General features: G+C 61.9%; 17 protein-coding genes. 1 reads left to right on the top strand and 16 read right to left on the bottom strand.

Going from position 1 to position 22,741, the window contains the following annotated elements:
• Window positions 1–49: 49 nt before the first annotated feature.
• The 12 genes from PFZ56_RS28565 to arcD (PFZ56_RS28510) all read right to left on the bottom strand — a co-directional run bounded on the left by PFZ56_RS28565 (window position 50) and on the right by arcD (PFZ56_RS28510) (window position 14,504).
• On the bottom strand, window positions 50–538 hold the full coding sequence (locus PFZ56_RS28565; RefSeq protein ID WP_102880677.1) for an RDD family protein: 489 nt from the start codon (window positions 536–538) through the stop codon (window positions 50–52).
• A gap of 96 nt (window positions 539–634) precedes the next feature.
• A complete protein-coding gene (locus tag PFZ56_RS28560) occupies window positions 635–847 on the bottom strand; it encodes a cold-shock protein (protein WP_007977299.1) in 213 nt (70 codons plus the stop codon).
• A 392-nt stretch (window positions 848–1,239) separates the two neighbouring features.
• Window positions 1,240–2,364 (bottom strand): glycine cleavage system aminomethyltransferase GcvT, encoded by a 1,125-nt coding sequence (gcvT, locus tag PFZ56_RS28555; protein ID WP_170001694.1) that lies wholly within the window; start codon window positions 2,362–2,364, stop codon window positions 1,240–1,242.
• 40 nt (window positions 2,365–2,404) lie between these two features.
• Window positions 2,405–3,781, bottom strand: a complete 1,377-nt coding sequence (locus PFZ56_RS28550; protein WP_102880676.1) for an L-serine ammonia-lyase — start codon at window positions 3,779–3,781, stop codon at window positions 2,405–2,407.
• Between the two features lie 180 nt (window positions 3,782–3,961).
• Window positions 3,962–6,817, bottom strand: coding sequence for an aminomethyl-transferring glycine dehydrogenase (gene gcvP / locus PFZ56_RS28545; RefSeq protein ID WP_170001696.1), 2,856 nt, complete (start codon window positions 6,815–6,817; stop codon window positions 3,962–3,964).
• A gap of 10 nt (window positions 6,818–6,827) precedes the next feature.
• Window positions 6,828–7,211 carry a glycine cleavage system protein GcvH gene (gene gcvH / locus PFZ56_RS28540; RefSeq protein WP_102860578.1) on the bottom strand — a complete coding sequence of 128 codons (384 nt, stop codon included), beginning with the start codon at window positions 7,209–7,211 and terminating at the stop codon, window positions 6,828–6,830.
• 415 nt (window positions 7,212–7,626) lie between these two features.
• Complete coding sequence (locus PFZ56_RS28535) at window positions 7,627–9,135, bottom strand: sigma-54-dependent transcriptional regulator (protein WP_102880674.1); 1,509 nt, start codon at window positions 9,133–9,135, stop codon at window positions 7,627–7,629.
• 125 nt (window positions 9,136–9,260) lie between these two features.
• Window positions 9,261–9,620 carry a DUF5064 family protein gene (locus PFZ56_RS28530; protein WP_102860580.1) on the bottom strand — a complete coding sequence of 120 codons (360 nt, stop codon included), beginning with the start codon at window positions 9,618–9,620 and terminating at the stop codon, window positions 9,261–9,263.
• A gap of 71 nt (window positions 9,621–9,691) precedes the next feature.
• Window positions 9,692–10,621 carry a carbamate kinase gene (gene arcC / locus PFZ56_RS28525; protein WP_102860581.1) on the bottom strand — a complete coding sequence of 310 codons (930 nt, stop codon included), beginning with the start codon at window positions 10,619–10,621 and terminating at the stop codon, window positions 9,692–9,694.
• A 59-nt stretch (window positions 10,622–10,680) separates the two neighbouring features.
• Window positions 10,681–11,691, bottom strand: a complete 1,011-nt coding sequence (locus PFZ56_RS28520) for an ornithine carbamoyltransferase (RefSeq protein ID WP_015636749.1) — start codon at window positions 11,689–11,691, stop codon at window positions 10,681–10,683.
• A gap of 77 nt (window positions 11,692–11,768) precedes the next feature.
• On the bottom strand, window positions 11,769–13,025 hold the full coding sequence (arcA, locus tag PFZ56_RS28515; protein ID WP_102860582.1) for an arginine deiminase: 1,257 nt from the start codon (window positions 13,023–13,025) through the stop codon (window positions 11,769–11,771).
• Between the two features lie 51 nt (window positions 13,026–13,076).
• Window positions 13,077–14,504: an arginine-ornithine antiporter gene (arcD, locus tag PFZ56_RS28510; RefSeq protein ID WP_115580751.1), complete on the bottom strand. Its 1,428-nt coding sequence runs from the start codon at window positions 14,502–14,504 to the stop codon at window positions 13,077–13,079.
• Window positions 14,505–14,955: 451 nt separating this feature from the next.
• Here arcD (PFZ56_RS28510) and arcD (PFZ56_RS28505) point away from each other — a divergent pair, with 451 nt between their 5' ends.
• Window positions 14,956–16,383: an arginine-ornithine antiporter gene (gene arcD / locus PFZ56_RS28505; protein WP_110594852.1), complete on the top strand. Its 1,428-nt coding sequence runs from the start codon at window positions 14,956–14,958 to the stop codon at window positions 16,381–16,383.
• Between the two features lie 68 nt (window positions 16,384–16,451).
• Here arcD (PFZ56_RS28505) and PFZ56_RS28500 read toward each other — a convergent pair whose 3' ends face one another.
• From PFZ56_RS28500 to PFZ56_RS28485, 4 genes are all read right to left on the bottom strand, one after another.
• A complete protein-coding gene (locus PFZ56_RS28500; RefSeq protein WP_123394098.1) occupies window positions 16,452–18,596 on the bottom strand; it encodes a methyl-accepting chemotaxis protein in 2,145 nt (714 codons plus the stop codon).
• 226 nt (window positions 18,597–18,822) lie between these two features.
• A complete protein-coding gene (locus PFZ56_RS28495) occupies window positions 18,823–19,236 on the bottom strand; it encodes a YbaN family protein (RefSeq protein WP_102880668.1) in 414 nt (137 codons plus the stop codon).
• Between the two features lie 117 nt (window positions 19,237–19,353).
• Complete coding sequence (locus PFZ56_RS28490) at window positions 19,354–19,962, bottom strand: biliverdin-producing heme oxygenase (RefSeq protein ID WP_102860588.1); 609 nt, start codon at window positions 19,960–19,962, stop codon at window positions 19,354–19,356.
• A gap of 112 nt (window positions 19,963–20,074) precedes the next feature.
• A complete protein-coding gene (locus PFZ56_RS28485) occupies window positions 20,075–22,693 on the bottom strand; it encodes a TonB-dependent receptor (protein WP_110594845.1) in 2,619 nt (872 codons plus the stop codon).
• Window positions 22,694–22,741: the final 48 nt, after the last annotated feature.

The following is a 22,741-nucleotide window of genomic DNA, read 5'->3' as shown; positions in this document are numbered from 1 at the left end:
TGGTCATGAAAACGCCCCGATCTGTCGGGGCGTTTTTGTGAGTGGCGGGCTATTTCTTTTTCTTGGGGATACGCACCAGCTGGGTATTGGAATAGATGTCGTGCCAGCTGCGTTTCTGCTTGTCCACCAGCACCCAGAAGAAGCCCAGGCCGGCGCACAGCCAGGACGCGATGGACACCATGAAACGCAACAGCGCCTGCCACAGGCTGATGCGGCTGCCATCGGCGTTCTGCACCCGAATGCCCCAGACTTGCATGCCCAGGGTCTGTCCGGAATGGGTCCAGAACTTGGCGAAGAAACCGAACAGCACGAACAGCAGTACGGTTGAGTACAGTGGATCGCCGTCCAGGGCTCCAGACTCGGTCAGGGCGCGCATCCGCGTTTCGCCGATGATTTGCATCTGGATCAGTTTGTAGAGGCCGCCCGTGACAATCAGCAGGGCGACGCAGAGTAGAAAATCATAGAACATCGCTGCCAGGCGACGACCCAGACCGGCGGCGGGGAATTCGCCTTGGGGGCTTAGCAGATGTTTCGACATGACAGGCTCTCGACTGAAAAAAGAAGCCATTTTACGGAATTGCGCGCACAAAAAAGCCCCTGATGTCAGCATCAGGGGCTTTTTCGTTACAGACGATTAAGCTTCTGCTTGTACTTCGTCAGCCTGCATGCCTTTCTGGCCTTGCACAGCGATGAAGGTCACTTTTTGGCCTTCTTTCAGGCTCTTGAAGCCGTTGCCCTGAATGGCGCGGAAGTGTACGAACAGATCCGGACCGCTTTCTGGAGTGATAAAACCAAAACCTTTCTCGTCGTTAAACCACTTGACGGTACCGCTCTGACGTTGGGACATTTCTTATTTCCTTTGACGCTAAAAAATTAATGACAGTCTCTTCCTCATGAAAGAGTACTGGGCTGGGTTGCAGGAAAGTAAGAGACGTCGAACGGGTTGTAGCAAACTTGTTAGCTACTGCCCAGGTCACGATTCCAAGCGACCCATGCAAACACAGTGGGGAAACTCTACGCCAACTATGGGAGAAAAAACAAGCCCCGCGAAGCCCCGGTTTTACTCAGCTTTCCGAGGTTTGGCGGAACTAGCGTGCAGGGCTTATTCGATAGAGTTGTTCAATTGTTTTCGGGCGTTATAAGTAGCGTTCAGTATCGAAAATATGCACTGTTTTATGGCGGTTGCGTTACAGATTAGTGCACTTCTAACGCAACCGCGTTACTTATAGAAACAGTCCTTTAGCCACGGTAGTAGCGTTGTGGCACGAATGGCATTTTGCTTACAAGCATTGGCACCTTTTTCCCACGAACTATCGCAGCAACCGGCGTATCAAGTGCACTGTGCTTCACGTCGAGGTAACCCATGGCCAATGGACCGCCCAAGGTGGGGCCGAAGCCGCCGCTGCAGACGCTACCGATGATGTTGCCTTCGGCGTCGACGATTTCCGCGCCTTCTCGTACCGGTGTCCGTTCCTGGGGCAGCAGGCCGACGCGTTTGCGACTGACGCCATCTTGCTGTTGGGCAAAGATCGCCTGGGCGCCTGGGAAACCGCCAGCCCTGGCACCATCGGCACGGCGGACCTTGGAGATAGCCCACAGCAGGCTGGCCTGGATCGGCGTGGTGTCGCTGTTCATATCGTGGCCATACAGGCACAGGCCGGCTTCCAGGCGCAGGGAGTCACGGGCGCCCAGCCCAATGGCCGCCACTTCCGGCTCGGCCAACAGCGCCCGGGCAAGTTTTTCCGCCTGATCAGCCGGTACCGAGATTTCGAAGCCGTCCTCTCCGGTGTAACCCGAACGGCTGACAAAACAGTCGGCGCCCAGCACCTGCACCGGCTTGAACTGCATGAAGGTCATCTGCGCCACTTCCTGCGCCAGGCGTGCCAGTACGGTGACTGCTGCCGGTCCTTGCAGTGCCAGCAGGGCGCGTTCTTCGAACAGGGGTTGGATGTCGCATTGATCGCCGATGTGCTGGCGCAGATGGGCCAGGTCCTGCTCCTTGCACGCGGCGTTGACCACCAGGAACAGTTGCCCGTCGCCCAGGTTGGCGACCATCAGGTCATCGAGGATACCGCCCTGTTCGTTGGTGAACATGGCGTAGCGCTGCATGCCCACCGGCAAGTCGATGATGTCTACCGGCACCAGGGTTTCCAGGGCCTGGGCGGCATTGGCGCCGCTCAAGCGGATCTGCCCCATGTGGGACACATCGAACAGACCGGCGTGCTCACGGGTGTGCTGATGCTCTTTCATTACCCCAAGCGGGTACTGCACCGGCATGTCGTAGCCGGCGAACGGCACCATGCGGGCGCCGAGTTCCAGGTGCAGGCTGTGCAATGGGGTTTTCAACAGTGTTTCGGTGGACATGGGCAACTCCTGAAAAATGTGCGGATGCGTCGCTTGGGCATCAGCACTCGATAATGTTCACGGCCAGACCGCCACGGGCGGTTTCCTTGTATTTGCTTTTCATGTCGGCGCCGGTCTGGCGCATGGTGCGAATGACTTTATCCAGGGAGACGAAATGCTGCCCGTCGCCGCGCAGGGCCATGCGCACCGCGTTGATGGCTTTGACCGAACCCATGGCGTTGCGCTCGATGCAGGGCACTTGGACCAGGCCGCCAATCGGGTCGCAGGTCAATCCCAGATTGTGTTCCATGCCGATTTCCGCGGCGTTCTCCACCTGCTGCACGCTACCCCCGAGCACCTCGCACAGGGCTCCGGCCGCCATCGAACAGGCCACGCCCACTTCGCCCTGGCAGCCGACTTCGGCGCCGGAGATCGAGGCGTTTTCCTTGTACAGAATGCCAATGGCCGCAGCCGTGAGGAGAAAACGCACCACCCCGTCTTCGTTGGCCCCGGGGATGAAACGCATGTAGTAATGCAGCACCGCCGGAATGATTCCGGCCGCGCCATTGGTAGGGGCGGTGACCACTCGCCCGCCGTTGGCGTTTTCTTCATTCACCGCCAGGGCGTAGAGGTTGACCCAGTCCAGTACTGACAGGGCATCGCGCAGTGCCGCTTCCGGGTGTTTGCACAGTTGGCGATGCAAGGCGGCGGCGCGGCGCTTGACCTTGAGCCCGCCGGGCAGAATCCCTTCATTGCGACAACCGGCGTCCACGCAGTCCTGCATCACTTGCCAGATCTTCAGCAGTCCGGCACGGGTTTCCGCTTCCGGGCGCCAGGCGCTTTCGTTGGTCAGCATCACCTGGCTGATGGACAAACCGTAGGTGCTGCAGTGCTGCAGCAGCTCCTTGGCGTTCCTGAAAGGAAAGGTCAAACGGGTGGTGTCTTCGACGATACGGTCGGCGCCGGCGGCGTCTTCATCGACCACGAAACCGCCGCCAACGGAGTAGTACTCACGGCTGCGGATCTGCAGACCGGCGCTATCGAAGGCACGGAAAATCATGCCATTGGGGTGATAGGCCAGGGGTTTGCGGATCATTGCCAGGTGTTCTTTCTCGTTGAACGCAATGCTGTGTTCGCCGAGCAGATCGATACGTCCGCTGCTGCGTATTTGCTGCAGGCGTGCGGCGATGTTTTCGGTGTTCACGGTGTCCGGGTGTTCACCTTCCAGGCCCAGCAGCACCGCCTTGTCGCTGCCATGGCCTTTACCGGTGGCGCCCAGCGAGCCGTACAGCTCGACTTTGACGCAGGTGGTGCTGGCCAGCAGTTGATCGCGCCGCAGGCCTTCGACAAAACGCGCGGCTGCGCGCATCGGGCCGACGGTGTGGGAACTGGAGGGGCCGATGCCAATCTTGAACAGGTCGAACACGCTCAGGGACATGTTGGTTCTCCGGTTTCTTATTGTATTGATCGGCAAGCAGGCACTTGCAGGAGCGGGCTTGCCCGCGATTCAGGCGCCGCTGCTCTACCCGATTGATGCGTTATTGCTCATCGCCGGCGAGCCGGCTCCTACAGGTATACGCGGTATCTGCAGGGGCACGGCTCTCCTGTGATGGACGGCTTAGGCGTCCTGGTAGCTTTCGATCGACGGGCAGGCGCACACCAGGTTGCGGTCGCCAAACACGTTGTCGACCCGACCAACCGGCGGCCAGTACTTGCCTTCGATCAGCGAGGCCACTGGGTACACGGCCTGCTCGCGGCTGTACGGATGGGACCATTCGCCCACCAGTTCTGCTGCCGTGTGCGGAGCGTTCTTCAGCGGGTTGTCGTCCTTGTCCAGAGTGCCGTTTTCCACGGCGCGGATTTCCTCGCGGATGCGGATCATGGCGTCGCAGAAGCGGTCCAGTTCTTCCTTGGATTCGCTTTCGGTCGGTTCGATCATCAGGGTACCGGCCACCGGGAACGACATGGTCGGCGCGTGGAAGCCAAAATCGATCAGGCGCTTGGCCACGTCATCGACGCTGATGCCGCTGCTGTCTTTCAAAGGACGCAGGTCGAGGATGCATTCGTGGGCCACCAGGCCGTTGCTGCCGGTGTAGAGCACGGGGTAGTGCTCTTCCAGGCGCCGGGAAATGTAGTTGGCATTGAGGATCGCCAGCTGCGATGCGCGCTTGAGGCCGGCGCCGCCCATCATGCGGATGTACATCCAGGTGATCGGCAGGATGCTGGCGCTGCCGAACGGTGCGGCACACACCGCGCCTGTCTTGTTTTCCAGCGCCGCGTGGCCCGGCAGGAAAGGCGCCAGGTGCGATTTGACGCCGATCGGGCCAACGCCCGGACCGCCACCACCGTGGGGAATGCAGAAGGTCTTGTGCAGGTTCAGGTGGGACACATCGCCACCGAATTTGCCCGGCGCGCAGAGGCCGACCATGGCGTTCATGTTGGCGCCGTCGATGTACACCTGGCCGCCGTTGTCATGAATGATGCCGCAGATTTCGCGGATGCCTTCTTCGAACACACCGTGGGTCGACGGGTAAGTGATCATCAGCGCGGCGAGGTGTTCGCGGTGCTCGATGGCCTTGGCCCGCAGGTCTTCAATATCGACGTTGCCGCGGGCGTCGCAGGCGGTGACCACCACGCGCATGCCGGCCATGTTGGCGGTGGCCGGGTTGGTGCCGTGGGCCGATGAAGGAATCAGGCAGATGTCGCGACGGTCATCGCCACGGCTCTGGTGATAGGCGCGGATGGCCAGGAGACCGGCGTACTCGCCCTGGGAGCCGGCGTTGGGCTGCAGGGAGACGGCGTCGTAGCCGGTGGCGGCGCAGAGCATGGCTTCCAGCTCGGTGGTCAGTTGCTGGTAGCCAGCACTCTGCTCGGCCGGAGCGAAAGGGTGCAGAGCACCGAACTCGGCCCAGGTGATCGGGATCATCTCGCTGGCGGCGTTGAGCTTCATGGTGCAGGAGCCCAGCGGGATCATGGTGCGATCCAGGGCCAGGTCCTTGTCCGCCAATTTGCGCAGGTAGCGCATCAGCTCGGTTTCCGAGTGATAGCGGTTGAACACCGGGTGGCTGAGGATCGCCGACTGACGGACCAGGGCGGCGGGGATGCTGCTGGTGACCGCAGCCGCAAGGGCGGCGAAGTCCGGCGCGGCCTTGCCTTCGCCCAGCAGGTTCCACAGGCCTTCAACGTCGGCCTGGGTGGTGGTTTCGTCCAGGGACAGGCCCAGGCGCTCGGCGTCGATCACCCGCAGGTTGATGCCTCGGGCATGAGCCTTGTCGTGCAGCGCGGCGGTGTCGGCACCGGTGCGCAGGCTCAGGGTGTCGAAGAAGTTGTCCTGCTCCACGGCCAGCCCCAGATCCTTCAGGCCCTTGGCCAGGATCGCGGTCAGTTGGTGGGTGCGCTGGGCAATCTGGATCAGGCCCTTGGGACCGTGATACACGGCATACATGCTGGCGATATTGGCCAGCAGGACCTGGGCGGTGCAGATGTTACTGGTGGCCTTTTCACGGCGGATATGCTGCTCGCGGGTCTGCATGGCCAGGCGCAGGGCCGGCTTGCCGAAACGGTCTACAGAGACACCGACCAGACGGCCCGGCATGTCGCGCTTGAAGGCATCGCGAGTGGAGAAGTAAGCCGCGTGCGGACCACCGAAGCCCAACGGCACGCCGAAGCGCTGGGCGCTGCCGATGGCCACGTCGGCACCGAACTCGCCCGGCGGGGTCAGCAGGGTCAGGGCCAGCAGGTCGGCGGCCACGGCCACCAGGGCGTTGGCAGCGTGGAAGCGCTCGGCCAGTTCGCGGTAGTCGAACAGGTCGCCGTTGCTTGCCGGGTATTGCAGCAGAGCACCGAAGAACGGGCTGACATCGGTCAGTTTGCGCTCATCGCCAACCACCACGTTGATCCCCAGGGGCTCGGCACGAGTGCGCAGTACGTCCAGGGTTTGCGGGTGGCAATGCACGGAAGCGAAGAAGGCGTGGCTGCCCTTGTTCTTGCTCAGGCGCTTGCAGAAAGTCATGGCTTCGGCGGCGGCAGTGCCTTCGTCCAGCAGCGAGGCGTTGGCGATCGGCAGGCCGGTCAGGTCGCTGATCAGGGTCTGGAAGTTCAGCAGGGCTTCCAGGCGACCTTGGGAGATTTCTGGCTGGTAGGGGGTGTAGGCGGTGTACCAGGCCGGGTTTTCCAGCAGGTTGCGCAGGATTGGCGAGGGCGTGTGACAGCTGTAGTAGCCCTGGCCGATGTAGGTCTTGAACAGTTGGTTCTTGGCGGCGATGGCCTTGATCGAGGCCAGGGCCTGGGCTTCGCTCTGGCCCTGACCCAGGTCCAGCACGCTGGTGCCCTTGATGCTGTCGGGAATCACGCTGGCGCTCAGGGCTTCCAGGGAGTCGAAGCCCAGGCTGTTGAGCATGGCTTGCTCATCGCCCTGGCGCGGGCCGATGTGGCGCGCGATGAATTCGTTGGCGGTAGTCAGGTTGACGGTCATGACGGGCTCCTCAGGCTTCGGCGCTGGCTTTGATCAGGCGGTCGTAGGCGTCCTGATCCAGCAGTTGGCCGACAGCGGCGGCATCGGCGGGAATGAAGCGGAAGAACCAGCCTTCACCCAGCGGATCTTCGTTGACCAGTTCCGGGCTGTCTTCCAGGGCCGGGTTGGTGGCGACCACTTCACCGTCCAGGGGCATGTACACGCCGCTGGCGGCCTTTACCGATTCCACGGTGGCGGCTTCGGCGCCCTTGTCGTAGCTCTGCAGCTCCGGCAGTTGCACAAACACCACATCACCCAGAGCGTTCTGTGCGAAAGCCGTGATGCCGACGGTGACACTGCCATCCGCTTCGCTACGCAGCCATTCGTGATCTTCAGTAAAACGCAACTCGCTCATGGAAACTCCTCAAGGGCCAGACTCGTCTGGTGGACGCGGTTGAATGCTCGTGCAGGGCCGAGCCGAATGGCAATGTCCAAAGCAAGAACACGGCCAATAAATACTTAATCCTTTAAAAACAATGGCTTGAGTGTTTTTCTCTTTGGCCTGAAATTTTCGCGTGTAGCGAAATCGCTACACCTGATGCTGTAGAAAAAAGGCTTTGAGGATCAAAGCCTTGCACGGCAGCGATTACAAGGCTGTGTAGCGAAATCGTTCCGCTGTAGCGCTTTCAGTACAGTTGCAGGTCGTTTCTAGAACGGTAGACGCGGCGGGGAGGTAGGAGCTGGCTTGCCAGCGAAAGCACCCTTAAGAGCGACACAGGGCTTGAGGGCCTCTTCGCCGGCGAGCCGGCTCCTACGGGTGAGGGCGCAGGTCAGGCCTTGCTGGGGATGCCGTATTTGCGCAGGCGATGGGCGATGGCGGTATGGGAGGTCTGCAGGCGGTTGGCCAGTTGCCGGGTCGAAGGGTAGTTGCTGTAGAGGTTTTCCAGCAGTTCCTTCTCGAAGGCTTCCACTGCCTGTTCCAGGCTCTCGACTTCGGTATCGTTCTGTCGTGCCACCGAGGTGCCGGCGATGTCCAGGTCGCCGATATCCACCAGGTTGCTTTCGCAGATCGCAGCGGCGCGAAAGATTACGTTTTGCAACTGCCGCACGTTGCCCGGCCAGCGGTTGCCCAGCAGGGCGGGGTAGGTGCCCGGGGTCAGGCGACACACCGGGCGCTGGATCTGCGCGCAGGCCTGCTGCATGAAGTAGCGGGCCAGCAGCAGGATGTCCTGGCCACGTTCGCGCAGCGGCGGCACTTCGACATTCAATACGTTGAGGCGGTAGAACAGGTCTTCGCGGAAGCTGCCTTCGCCGACCATCTTTTCCAGGTCACGATGGGTGGCGCTGAGGATGCGCACATTGACCTTGATCTCGCGATCGCCACCGACCCGGCGAAAGCTGCCGTCATTGAGAAAACGCAGCAGCTTGGCTTGCAGGTAAGGCGACATCTCGCCGATCTCATCGAGAAACACCGTGCCCTGGTTGGCCAGCTCCATCAGGCCCGGCTTGCCGCCGCGCTGGGCCCCGGTAAAGGCCCCGGGGGCGTAGCCGAACAGTTCGCTCTCGGCGAGGTTTTCCGGCAGTGCTGCGCAGTTCAAGGCCAGGAAGGGCGCACTGTGCCGAGCGCTGATGGCGTGGCAGGCGCGGGCCACCAGCTCTTTGCCGGTGCCGGTTTCCCCTTGGATCAACAGCGGTGCATCCAGGGCCGCGACCCGTTGGGCCCGGGCCTTGAGCGTGCGAATTGCCGGGGATTCGCCGAGCAGGGCATCGAAGCCTTCGGCGTGATCATGGTGCAGGGCCGAGAGTCGCTCGCCGATGCGGTTGGGTTGATACAGGGTCAGCAGCGCGCCGGCATCGGTAATGGGCGTGGCGTCCAGCAGCAGCGTCTGTCCGTTGACCATGATTTCCCGCAGCGGCAGGCGAAAGCCGTTTTCCAGCAGGGCCTCCAGCAGTGCGGCATCGGCAAACAGTTCGGCGACGCTTTCTCCCGCCGGTTCACGGCCATACAGGGCAATCAGCGCCGGGTTGGCCAGCAATACCTTGCCGGCACTATCCAGGGCCAGTACCGGATCGGTCATGGCCGCCAGCAAGGCGTCCAACTGCAAGTGGCGACGCTGGCCGGGCAGGATATCGACCACCGTTACCGCCTGCACGCCCTGTACGTTGAACAGCGCATCACGCAACTCTTCCAGTACCTGGGGGCTCAGGGTCGGGGCGTCGATATAGACGTTGGGCGGCACCATCTCCACCGCATCCAGGTTGAGATTGCGTCCGCCCAGCAGGGCCAGGACTTCCTGGGTAATGCCGACGCGGTCGATGAAACTGACGTGGATACGCATGGGATGGCAGAAGATTCTGGGACACTGAAGTGCGCCAGTATGCCTTGGGCGAGGGCCTTAGTCGAAATCGGTGGGGGCGTTGTAGGAGCCGGCGTGCCGGCAAGCCGGCTCCTACAGAAGGGGGGTCATGCCAGGTGTTCGGGGTTGATCGGGTCGCCGGGCTTGACGTTCAGTTGCTTGCGTACGTCTTCGAACATCTCGTCGTAGTACTTGTGCATGGATGCAATGCTGGCGCTCTTGGGCAAGCCGTACTGCTGGGCGATGCGGGTGGCGTGACGGGCGAAGTCAAAGGCCAGGTCCTTGGCCAGGAAGAACTGCTCTTTCAAGGATTTGTCTTCAATGGTGCCGTGCAGGGTGAACAGCATGCCATGACCCTCCTTGGGGTCCTGGGCCAGTTCGTAGTCGATGCACAGGTTGTAGCTGAAGTCGTCCTTGCTCAGCGCATGGCGCTCTATATGCAGGTGACCGGGCTCAAACATGGCCATAGGCGTCTCTCCTCCAGGGCTTTGAATGAGGGCAGGCAGCGGGCCTGCCCCGTGTTCTCACAGCAAGCGTCTTACAGGTAGCTGATGCCGGTTTTCGCTGTGCTGATGCGGGTGCCGGCCTTGCCCTGGACGATCGCTTCGATGTCCGAGAGTGAACCGATCACCGCGACTTTGCCAGTGTGGCGGGCAAATTCGCAGGCGGCCTGGACCTTGGGCCCCATGGAGCCGGCGGCAAAGCCCAGCTTGTCCATTTCATCCGGGTGGGCCTGGGCGATGGCCTTCTGGGTCGGCTTGCCGAAGTCGATGAATGCCGCGTTGACGTCGGTGGCGATCACCAGCAGATCGGCTTCGAGTTGCTCGGCCAGCAGCGCCGAACACAGGTCCTTGTCGATCACCGCCTCGATGCCCTTGAGCTTGCCGTCCTCGCCGTACATCGTCGGAATGCCGCCACCGCCGGCGCAGATCACGATGCTGCTCTTTTCCAGCAGCCACTTGATCGGGCGGATCTCGAAGATGCGCTTGGGTTTCGGGCTGGCCACCACCCGGCGGTACTTGTCGCCGTCCGGGGCGATGGCCCAGCCTTTCTCCTTGGCCAGCTTCTCGGCCTCTTCCTGGCTGTAGACCGGGCCGATGGGCTTGGTCGGGTTCTTGAAGGCCGGGTCCTTGGCGTCCACTTCCACCTGGGTCAGCAAGGTGGCGAAGGGCACCTCGAAGTCCAGCAGGTTGCCCAGTTCCTGTTCGATGATGTAGCCGATCATGCCTTCTGTCTCGGCACCGAGCACGTCCAGCGGGTAGGGCGAAACCTGGGTGTAGGCGGCTGCCTGCAGCGACAGCAGGCCCACTTGCGGGCCATTGCCGTGAGCAATCACCAACTGGTTGCCGGGATGGATCTTGGCGATTTGTTCGGTGGCGATGCGGATATTGGCGCGTTGGTTGTCCGCGGTCATGGGTTCACCACGGCGGAGCAGGGCGTTACCGCCCAGTGCAACGACGATACGCATAATGCAGTCCTTCTAGAGGTTGCAGGCGCTGGCAAGCCAGCACCTGCAGGGGAGGCGGGTTAGAGGTCGGCCAGGGTCGAAACCAGGATCGCCTTGATGGTGTGCATGCGGTTCTCCGCTTGCTCGAAGGCGATGCAGGCCGGGGACTCAAATACGTCGTCGGTGACTTCGATGCCGTTGGCCAGGTGCGGATACTGCTCGGCGATCTGCTTGCCCACCTTGGTGTCGCTGTTGTGGAAGGCCGGCAGGCAGTGCATGAACTTGGTCCGCGGGTTACCGGTGGCTTTCATCAGCTGGGCGTTGACCTGATACGGCAGCAGTTGCTCGATGCGCTCGGCCCAGGCTTCCACCGGCTCGCCCATGGAGACCCAGACGTCGGTGTGGATGAAGTCCACGCCCTTGACCGCGGCCTTCGGGTCTTCGGTGAGGGTGATGCGGGCACCGCTTTCCTCGGCGTATTGCTTGCAGCGCTGCACCAGGTCGTCATGGGGCCACAGGGCCTTGGGCGCGCAGATGCGCACGTCCATGCCGAGCTTGGCGCCCACCAGCAGCAGCGAGTTGCCCATGTTGTTGCGGGCGTCCCCCAGGTAGGCGTAGCTGATCTCGTGGATCGGCTTGTCGGCGTGTTCACGCATGGTCAGCACGTCGGCGATCATCTGGGTTGGGTGGTATTCGTCGGTCAGGCCGTTGAACACCGGGACGCCTGCGAATTTCGCCAGTTCTTCGACGATTTCCTGCTTGAAGCCGCGGTACTCGATGGCGTCGTACATGCGCCCCAGCACCCGGGCGGTGTCCTTCATGCTTTCCTTGTGGCCGATCTGCGACGAGTTGGGGTCGATGTAGGTGACGTTGGCGCCCTGGTCATAGGCGGCCACTTCGAAGGCGCAACGGGTGCGGGTCGAGGTCTTTTCGAAGATCAGGGCGATGTTGTTGCCCTTGAGGTGCTGCTGCTCGGTGCCGGTGTACTTGGCGCGCTTGAGGTCACGGGACAGGTCCAGCAGGTAGCGCAGTTCGCGTGGGGTGTGGTGTTCCAGGCTCAGCAGGTTACGGTTGTGGATGTTGAACGCCATGATTAATTTCCTCGGATTCGGTAATCGGTCCGACCGGCGCCGGGTAGGCGCGGTCGGAGAGGGTGTCGTCTAAAGGCTCAGTAGTCGATCGGATCGCGGATGATCGGGCAGGTCATGCAGTGGCCACCGCCACGGCCGCGACCCAGTTCGCCGGCGCTGATGGTGATGACCTCGACCCCGGCCTTGCGCAGCAGGGTGTTGGTGTAGGTGTTGCGGTCGTAGCCGATGACCACGCCCGGCTCCACGGCCACCACGTTGTTGCCGTCGTCCCATTGCTCGCGTTCGGCAGCGAAGCTGTTGCCACCGGTTTCCACCACGCGCAGGGCCTTGAGGTTGAGGGCCTTGGCCACGGTGTCGAGGAAGCTGGTTTCTTCGCGGCGCACGTCAATGCCACCCGGTTTGCTTTCGTCAGGGCGCAGGCTGAAGGCGACGATCTGGCTCACCACTTCCGGGAAGACTGTGACCAGGTCGCGGTCGCAGAAGCTGAACACGGTATCCAGGTGCATGGCCGCGCGGGACTTCGGCAGGCCGGCAACGATCACCCGTTCCACGGCCTTGTGCTTGAACAGGCTCAGTGCCAGTTGGCCGATGGCCTGGCGCGATGAGCGTTCGCCCATGCCGATCAGGACCACGCCATTGCCGATAGGCATCACGTCGCCGCCTTCCAGGGTGGCATTGCCGTGTTCCTGGTCCGGGTCGCCGTACCAGATCTGGAAGTCGGCGTGGGTGAACTCGGGGTGGAATTTGTAGATGGCGGTGGTCAGCAGGGTTTCCTGACGTCGCGCCGGCCAGTACATCGGGTTCAGGGTTACGCCGCCATAAATCCAGCAAGTGGTGTCGCGGGTGAACTGAGTGTTGGGCAGCGGCGGCAGGATGAAGCTGGAGTGGCCGAGGAAGTCGCGGAACATCTCGATGGTCTTGCCGCCGAAGCTGCTGGGCAGGTCGTCGGCGGAGACGCCGCCGATGAGGAACTCGGCGACCTTGCGTGGTTCCAGGCTGCGCAGCCACGAGCCGACTTCGTTGACCAGGCCCAGGCCGACCTGATTGGCGGTGATCTTGCGCTCCAGAATCCAGTCCAGGGCTTCGGGGATGGCGACGATGTCGGTCAGCAGGTTGTGCATTTCCAGCACATCAATGTCCCGCTCGCGCATCTTGGTGACGAAGTCGAAATGGTCGCGTTTGGCCTGGGCCACCCACAGCACATCATCGAACAGCAGTTCGTCGCAGTTGTTCGGGGTCAGCCGCTGGTGGGCCAGGCCTGGGGAGCAAACCATGACTTTGCGCAGTTTACCGGCTTCGGAATGGACGCCGTACTTAACTTTTTCCGTGGTCATTACTGTGATCCTCCAGAGACAAAACAATCGGGTGTTGCTTGAAAGGCGGTGTTACAGGGTCAGGAAGCCGTCGTAGAGCCCGTAGGCCGCCACCAGGGCGCCTATGACCACCGCGGCAAAAATCAGCTTCTCGACGTTGGTGAAAATCGGTTTGTGCAGTTCCATCTTGGCCTTGGCGAACAGCACCACGCCGGGGGCGTAGAGCAGGGCCGAGAGCAGCAGGTACTTGACCCCGCCGGCATACAGCAGCCACATCGCGTAGAGCAGGGCGATGCCGCCGATGATCAGGTCCTTCTTGCGCTCGGCCAGGGCTTGTTCGTAGCTTTCGCCGCGCACTGCCAGCAGCACCGCGTAGGCCGCGGACCACAGATAGGGCACCAGGATCATCGAGGTGGCGAGGTAGATCAGCGACAGGTAGGTGCTGGCCGAGAACAGAGTGATGACCAGGAAGATCTGCACCATGGCATTGGTCAGCCACAGGGCGTTGGCCGGTACATGGTTGGCGTTCTCGCGGCGCAGGAACTCCGGCATGGTGTGGTCCTTGGCCGCGGCGAACATGATCTCCGCACACAGCAGCACCCAGGACAGCAGCGCCCCCAGCAGCGAGATGATCAGGCCGACGCTGATCAGCACCGCGCCCCAGTGGCCCACCACATGCTCCAGTACGGCAGCCATGGACGGGTTCTGCAGCTTGGCCAGTTCCGGCTGGGTCATGATCCCCAGGGACAGTACGTTCACCAGCACCAGGAACAGCAGCACGGTGATGAAGCCGATGACAGTGGCCTTGCCCACGTCCGAGCGCTTTTCCGCCCGGGAGGAGAAGATGCTGGCGCCCTCGATGCCGATGAACACCCAGACGGTGACCAGCATCATGTTGCGCACCTGGTTCATCACGCTGCCCAGGTCCGGGTTTTTCACGCCCCAGATGTCGGCGGTGAAGATGTCCAGCTTGAAGGCGAACAGGGCAATCAGCACGAACAGCAGCAGCGGTACGACCTTGGCGACCGTGGTCACCAGGTTGATGAAGGCCGCCTCCTTGATGCCGCGCAGCACCAGGAAGTGCACCGCCCAGAGCAGGATCGAGGCGCCGATCACTGCGGCCGGGGTGTTGCCCTCGCCGAAGATCGGGAAGAAATAGCCCAAGGTGCTGAACAGCAGGACGAAGTAGCCGACGTTGCCCAGCCAGGCGCTGATCCAGTAGCCCCAGGCGGACGAGAAGCCCATGTAGTCGCCGAATCCGGCCTTGGCGTAGGCATATACACCACCGTCCAGATCAGGTTTGCGATTGGCCAGGGTCTGGAAGACAAATGCCAGGGTCAACATGCCGACAGCGGTAATTGCCCAACCAATAAGAACTGCACCGACATCGGCGCTGGCTGCCATGTTTTGCGGTAAGGAGAAGATCCCGCCGCCAATCATGGAACCCACTACCAGGGCGACTAAGGCGCCCAGTCTTAGTTTACCGGGGGATTCAGACATTGCGTGACTCCAATGCAGGAGAAGAGAGACTTCAGAGTAAATCTGCTGGCAATCCGAACAGCTGACTTAGATCAGTTCATCGCTACATTCCGTTGTGAATGAATGACTTAAGATTTATTGCGGGAGGTAGAATGCTGCCCTGAAAGGGCCATTCCAGACGCTTTTTGATCTCCTAATCAGTAGGGGTTCTCATTACCGACGATGTTTGAAACTAGACCCTTTTGCAGAATGTGCAAATCTTTACCGGTGTTTAATAATCACTTGCTGATGATGGCACTTAGTACACTTACAGAACAAAACACTCGGTTATTCAGTGCCTTCTGCAGGGTATCTAAAGCCAGTGCGGATAAAGGATGATTAATTGACTGTTACTGTTAGACGCACATTTGTAGACGTTATTTAATAAACTTCAGGTTTATCGCCAGATCGACTCACTGAGGCAGAGGTAGGGATGACACAACCGGCGCAGAAGCTTCAACTCGGTGCACTGATCGCTCTGGTCGTGGGTTCCATGATTGGCGGTGGGATCTTTTCCCTGCCGCAGAACATGGCCGCCCGGGCCGATGCCGGTGCGGTGCTGATCGGCTGGGGAATTACCGCTGTGGGCATGCTGACCCTGGCGTTCGTTTTCCAGACCCTGGCCAATCGCAAGCCGGAGCTGGATTCCGGAGTCTATGCCTATGCCAAGGCCGGATTCGGCGACTACATGGGCTTCTCGTCCGCCTGGGGTTACTGGATCAGTGCCTGGCTGGGCAACGTCGGCTACTTCGTCCTGCTGTTCAGTACCCTGGGCTATTTCTTCCCAGTGTTCGGCCAGGGCAATACCCCGGTGGCCATCGGTTGTGCGTCATTGCTGCTGTGGGCCGTGCACTTTCTGGTGCTGCGCGGGATCAAGGAGGCGGCGTTCATCAACCAATTGACCACGGTGGCGAAGATTGTGCCGCTGGTGATGTTCATCGTCATTGCGGCCGTGGCGTTCAAGGCCGACATCTTCACCCGCGATATCTGGGGCCGCAGCAACCCGAATTTTGGCGGGGTGATGGACCAGGTGCGCAACATGATGCTGGTCACGGTATTCGTGTTCATCGGCATCGAGGGCGCCAGCGTCTACTCGGCCCGGGCGCAGAAACGCGCGGACGTCGGACGGGCCACGGTGATCGGCTTCCTGGGGGTGCTGGCGCTGCTGGTGCTGGTGAATGTGCTGTCCCTGGGGATCATGAGCCAGCCGGAGCTGGCCAAGCTGCAGAACCCTTCCCTGGCAGCGGTGCTGGAACATATCGTCGGCCCCTGGGGCGCCTTGCTGATCAGCATTGGTCTGGCGATTTCCCTGCTGGGGGCGCTGTTGTCCTGGGCCCTGCTGTGCGCGGAGATTCTCTACGCGACCGCCCGGGACCGGACCATGCCGGCGTTTCTGAAGAAGGAGAACGCCAACCATGTGCCGGTCAATGCTCTGTGGCTGACCAACGTGATGATCCAGATCTTTCTGTTGATCACCCTGTTTTCCGCCGGCACCTATACCAGCCTGATCTATTTGGCATCGTCGATGATCCTGGTGCCCTATCTGTGGTCGGCGGCCTACGCGGTGTTGCTCAGCGGCCGTGGGGAAACCTACGAGCAAGCCTCCCGGGAGCGGATGAAGGACCTGTTCATCGCCGTCGTGGCCCTGAGCTACGCCATCTGGCTGTTGTACGCCGGCGGCTTGAAGTACCTGCTGCTGTCGGCGCTGCTCTACGCCCCCGGCGTGGTGCTGTTCGCCAAGGCCAAGCGCGAGCAGGGCGAGCCGCTGTTCACGGCGTTGGAGAAGCTGATTTTTAGCGCGGTGCTCATGGGGGCGTTGTTGGCGGCTTACGGGTTGTACAGCGGCTTGCTGAAGTTGTGATGCAACAGGCGCCGCTGTCGATCGTCCTTGAGCGACAGCGTCCCTGACCTTGGGGGCAAGGCCTGGTGTTACACCCGGAATTGATCCATCAGCTTCATCTGCTGGGTCGCCAGGGCATTGAGCTGGCTGCTGACCTGGGCCGACTCGCTGGCTTGCTCGGTGAGGGTTTCGGTCACGCTGCGAATCGCCGAGACGTTGCGGTTGACCTCTTCGGCCACAGCACTCTGCTCCTCGGCGGCGCTGGCGATCTGCAGGTTCATGTCGCTGATCACGGTGACCGCGTCGCTGATCTTGCCCAGGGCCTGGACCGCTTGCTGGATCTGTCCGGCGTTGTTCTGCGCCTGGCTCTGGCTGGCGTGCATGGTGCTGACCACATCGCGGGTGCCGCTCTGGATGCGTTCGATCACCACGCGGATTTCCTCCACCGAGTCCTGGGTGCGCTTGGCCAGGTTGCGCACTTCATCGGCGACCACCGCGAAGCCGCGGCCGCTTTCGCCGGCACGGGCCGCCTCGATGGCGGCGTTGAGGGCCAGAAGGTTGGTCTGCTCGGCGATGCTGCGGATCACCTCCAGCACCGAGCCGATCTGCTCGCTGCTCACCGCCAGGGCTTCGACTTCACCCACCGCCTTGCTCACCTCGTCGGCCAGCAGGCTGATGTCCCGGGTGCTGCGTTCGATGATGCTCATGCCTTCCTTGGCCGACTGGTCGGCGCCACGGGCAGCCTGGGCGGCGTTGGACGCACTGCTGGCGACTTCGTGGGCGGTGGCGCTCATTTCGTTGGAGGCGGTGGCCACCTGGTCGATCTCGCGGAACTGCACTTGCATGCCTTCGCTGGTCTGGCGGGCGATTTCCGAAGACTGGTCGGCGGTGCCGCGGGCCTCGATGATGCTTTGCTTGATCTGGGCAATGGTCGGTTGCAGCTTGTCGAGGAAACGGTTGAACCAACTCACCAGCTCGCCCAGTTCGTCTTTCTTGCTGTAGTTCAGACGCTGGGTCAGGTCGCCGTCGCCGCTGGCGATGGCCTGGAGCATCTGCGCCACGCTGTTGATCGGCCGGGTTACGCCGGAGGCGCTGAGCCACATCAACAGCAGGCCCAGCAGGCCGGCACCGACGGCGACCAGCAGGGTTTTCAGGGTGCCGCTGGTCTGGGCTTGATCCAGCAGGGTTTGCAGCTTGACCGAGTCCGCCAGCAGTACCTGTTGTGGCAGGTCGATGGTCACGCCCCAGGCCTTGGCATCGGCAATCGGGCTGAAGGGATAGACCGCGCGGATCAGGTCGCCTTGCTGGAGGATTTTCGATGGGCTACCGCTGAGTGTTGCGAGGATGTCCTTGCCCTGGGCGCCAAGGGTTTCATTGATGTTCTTGCCGACCTGGCCGGCATCGGTGCCGACAGCGGCCAGCAGCCCACTACCGGCGAGGATCATCATGTGCCCGGCTCCGTCGAACAGGTCCCGCTGTGCCTCGACAGCGGCGGCTTGCAGGGAGTCCAGGGCGATGTCGACGCCAATCACCCCCAGCACCTTGCCGTCCACCAGCAGGGGCAGGGAGATGGTGGTCATCAGCACTTGTTTCTTGTCCTGGCCGATGGTGTCGGCATAGGGATCGAGCAAGCAGATGCGTCGGGTGTCCCGGGGGCAGGTGTACCAGATGTTGTAGGGTGTGCCGCTGAGGTTGAGGGTGGTCTTGGTCATGTCCTCCTCAGCCATCACGGTATTGAGTTGCTGGCCGCCGGCGCGACTCCAGTAGCTAGCAAAACGTCCGCGCTCGTTGGAGGCCCGGGTGGCATCGTTGGCGAACTCGCTGTCCTTGCCATCCAGGGCATTGGGCTCATAGGCGAGCCAGATGCCGAGCACCTTGGGGTTGCGCTCGAAGGCGGTTTTCAGGCTGCGGTTGAGTTCTTCGCGCAGCGCTGCAGCATCCAGGCCGCGCTGGTTGGCCAGGTCTCGCAAGTCCCGGACCTGATCCGCCAGGGCGGTGATCACCAGCTGGCTTTCGCCGAAGGTCTTCTGAATGTGTGCCGCTTGTTCGGCTGCCTTGGCCTGCAACAGGTCCTCGACACCGGCCGTCAGCATCTGCGTGCTGGAGGTGTTGACCAGTTGGTTGTTCTGCTGGCTTTGATAGATGTTCATGCCGACGATCAGCGCCACCACGCCCAACAGGCACAGTCCGGACAACAGCACGATTTTCAGGCGGATGGAGAGAGAGTCGAACATGAGGCGATCTCGCGAAAGGACGGATGGTAAGCACGGAATCGGTTGATTCCGGTCGCCAAGTCCTTTCAGCGCCATGTTTGGAACATCGGCTTGGCCTGCTTTTGCGTGAGGTTTAGCCGACGAACGGTAGGTATGAGGCCTTCGCCGCGTAGGCGCCGGCTTACCAGCGAAAAGGTCCGTGAACTTCATGCCAATGCTGAGGGCGCTCTGCCCGGCAAGCGGGCTGTTACAGAGGCGGGGTGCAGGTTTGCGGCAGGGCTTCGGGGCGCGACCAGATCCACAGGTTGCCCAGGGTCATGCCAGCGATGGCGGCGTACATCGTCCAGTGATGATTGAGCAGGGTCAGCATCAGGCCGGCGCACAGCAGCATGCTGAGGGTGGCGCTGACTTTGGCCTTGCGGCTGACAATCCGGCCGTTACGCCAGTTGCAGAGGATCGGGCCGAACAGCCGGTGGTTCTCCATCCAGGCACTCAGGCGTGGCGAACTCTTGGTAGCGGCCCAGGCGGCCAGGAGGATGAATTCGGTGGTCGGCAGGCCCGGTACGACGATGGCGATCAGGCCGATAGCCAGGCTGATATAGGCCAGCACGCCAAACAGCAGGCGGGATATTTTCGACGAGGAGGGGCGAGTGGGGGTCATGGCTTCGATGATGAGGTAACGCGTCGTGTGGCTCAATCCGGGGAAGATGCCGGCCGACAAAATACCGCTGTGGGCAGGGCAGAGGGGTCAGCCGCCACCGTGCCCACAACGTCGGGGTCAGGCCGGTTGCGCGGCGCTGGAGTAAGCCTGCTCCAGCAGTACGGTGAAGCGGTTGAAGGCATCCAGGGCGCCTTTTTCCGCAGCGGCTTCTTCTTCGGCGGTGAATTCCAGGCCGTCGAGGATGCGGGTGAAGGTCTTCCAGCCTTCGGCACGGCCACCGGCCGGTTCGCCCAGGTGCCGGGCGCCGAAGGTTTCGCTCAGGCCCAGGCCCACGGCGCGCTTGATCAGGAACGCGGCGCCGAGCTTGGAACCCTCGGAAACGAAGATCCAGCCCAGGGCTTCGGCCTTGCTCGGGTTGCGCACGGCGCCGGCTACCGGTGCTGGCACTTCAGTATCCAGGTCCGCCAGGTCGGCCTTGGCCGCTTCGGCGCGGCAGCGCTCGGCCAGGTCAGGCACGATGCGGTTCAGTTCGGCATCGTTGTACAGGTCCACCAGTTCCGACTGGAACAGGTATTGGGCGACCACGAAGCGGGCGAAGGCGCCCTGGGTTTCAAACGGTGCGTGGGCCTTGACCAGGGCGTCGAGCTTGGAATGGGGCTCGTGGGTGATCTGGTTCAGACGCTGGGAGCGCAGGTGATGACGCTGGGAGGAATCCTGGGAGGTCATGCAGATGTCCTTGAGAATGAGAGGCACTTAGTGACTAGACGAACAAGAAGACGCGACACAGTAAAAAATCCTCACTGCCCCGGATGAAAAAGGGCAGTGAGGCGGTTTGGGGTCAGATGTCCCACACCAGGTTGACCGAGAAGTTGCGGCCGGGCTGGGTCAGGCGGTCGAGGTTGGCGGGTGCGGTTTGTCCGGCCTCACCGACACTGTCGTAGCCGCGCACGTCGTCCCAGTTCCAGTATTTCTTGTCGGTCAGGTTGTACAGGCCGGCGTTCACGGTGAGGTCATCGGTGACCTTGTAGAAGCCGCTGAGGTCGAGGATGCCGTAGCCCGGTGTCTTGAACTGACCGCTGGTGGCGCGGCCATCCGGGGCCTTGAAGGTGCTGTTGTCGACCCGGTCCTTGCGTTTGACCAGGGTCCAGCTCAGCAGCGCGCCATAGTTGTCCTGGTCGTAGCCGAGGCCAAATACGCCCTTGAGCGGGTTGACACTGTTGATCGGCTCGCCGTTGTCATTGTTGCGACCGTAGGCGTAGGCCAGCGAGCCGATGCTGTACAGGCCCTGTGGTGCACCGAAGGCATCGAGGTTCAGACGGCCCCTGGCTTCGGCGCCCTTGATGGTGGCGTGTTTGATGTTGTTGCTCTGGATCACCGATTGCAGTGCGCCGGCGGTGATGGCGTCTTCGTTGATGAAGTCGCGGTACTGGTTGTAGAACACCGAGACATCGAAGGAGCCCGCGTCGAAGTTGCCGCGCAGGCCGGTTTCATAACCTTTGCTGGTTTCTGGCTTGAGGTTGGAGTTGGGCTCGACCACGTACCCGGTGGCGAGGTTTTCAAAGCGGCCGTAGAGCGCCTTGGCCGACGGCGTGCGGAAGCCCTCGGAATACTGGCCATAGGCCGTGTAGTGCTCGTCGAAGGCGTAGGTCAGGCCGAACTTGGGCGAAACCCGGTGCCAGGTCTTCTTGTCGTCGCTGACCGGAAAGTTGCCGGTAGGGTTGGCGACATTGAGGAACTCCTGGGTCAGTTTCGGCTTGAGCTGGGTGTAGTCGTAGCGCAGGCCAGGGGTGAAGGTCCAGGCATTCCAGCTGATCTGGTCCTGGGCGAACAGGCTGTAGGTGCTGACGGTGGGGTCCGGGAAGTCGCTGGATTTTTTCACGCTGTCGCCGGCGTTCGGGCTTGGCGCGCCGATGGCGGTGCAACCGGCACCGACCTTCAGGCAGGTGGCGGTGCCGTAGCGCGAGCCGGTAACTTTCTGTTGCTTGAGGGTCGTACCGTAGGTCAGTTGATGATCGGTTTCACCCAGGGTGAAAGCCTTGTCCAGTTGCGCGTCGAATACCCATTGTTTTTCCTGGTACAGGGTTTGCCGTTCACGCAGCACGTCGCGGGCGTTGGGGGAGAACACCGAGACCGGGTTGTAGCGCTCGGACGTGGTCTGGTCGGTCTTGGCGATCTGGTAGTTCAGGCTCCACTTGATCTGGTCGGCGATCGGCGATTGCACGGCGAAGCTGTTTTCCAGGCCGAAGCGCTCACGGGTGATGGTGTCGTTGCCGACCCGCGAGCGATACCAGTTCTGACCGACGCCGTTGAGAAACAGGCCGCCTACTGCGCTTTTCTGGTTGGTGTCGCGGTCATCCTTGTACTTTTCGTACGTCAGGCCCAGGCGAGCATCCGGTGCATAGTTCCAGCCGAGCTTGGCCAGGACGTTGGTGGTGCGGGCGTCTTCCGGGTTGGCGGCGGTGCGGTTGAGGCCGGTGCCGTTGTTGCTGCCATAGGACTCGGTTTCGTGGCCATCACGCCGGCTCAGGTGCAGCAGGGCGTCGAAGTCGCTGGCCCGGCCGGCGACGGTGGCGGATTTCAGCCAGCTTTCGTCAGCCGAGCTGTAGCCGCTCTTCAGGCGCGCGCCAACGTCCTGACCGGGTTTGATGATGTCGTCGGCGTCCAGGGTGTAGTAGCTGACGGCGCCGCCGATGGCGCTGCTGCCGTAGAGCACCGAGGCCGGGCCACGGAGGATTTCCACGCGCTTGACGATTTCCGGGTCGACATAGTTGCGGTTGGTCTTGGCGTAGGGACCGCTGAAGAAGTGATCCGGCACTTCCACGCCATCGACCTGGGTGAGAATCCGGTCGCTGTCGATGCCGCGGATGTTGTAGCCGCTGAGTCCTGCGCGCTGACCTGCACCACCGACGGACACCCCAGGCTCGTAGCGCACCAGCTCCTTGATGGTGTTGACGTTCTGGCGGTCCAGTTCTTCCCGGGTCTGCACGCTCACGGTGCTCGGCACCGAGTTGATGTCCTGCTCCTGGCGGGTAGCGCTAATGGTCACTTGCTGCAGGTTCACCACGTTGGCGCCGCTGCGCTTCTCCAGGACGATGCTGTTGTTGCCCAGTTTGCGGTAGCTCAGGCTGGTGCCGCTGAGCAGCCGATCCAGGGCCTTTTCCGGCGGCAGCGAGCCGCGTACGCCGGGGGAGGCAACGCCGGAACCCAGCTCGGCGGGCAGGCCCACTTGCCAGCCGGTGACCGCGGTAAAGGCATTGAGCGCCGAGACCAGCGGTTGCTCGGCAATGGCGAAGTTGTAGTTGCCCATGCGCTGGCTGGAAGGCGCCGGGGCATCGGCGGCCATGACAGGAGTGGCGTGAGCGCCGGCCAGCAGGATCGCTGCGGTGAGCAGCGACAGCGTGCAGTTCTGCAGACGGGTACAGGGAACAGAGGATCGGCTGTTGAGGCGAGGGGACATCGAGAGCGCTCCGGGTCGCACGAATCTTATAGGTGCAGACACGCATTA

Origin of the sequence: Pseudomonas danubii (assembly GCF_042980055.1) — a bacterium.
GTDB lineage: Bacteria > Pseudomonadota > Gammaproteobacteria > Pseudomonadales > Pseudomonadaceae > Aquipseudomonas > Aquipseudomonas danubii.
The sequence above is the reverse complement of the archived record's forward strand: the minus strand, read 5'-3'. Positions and strand labels throughout refer to the sequence as shown.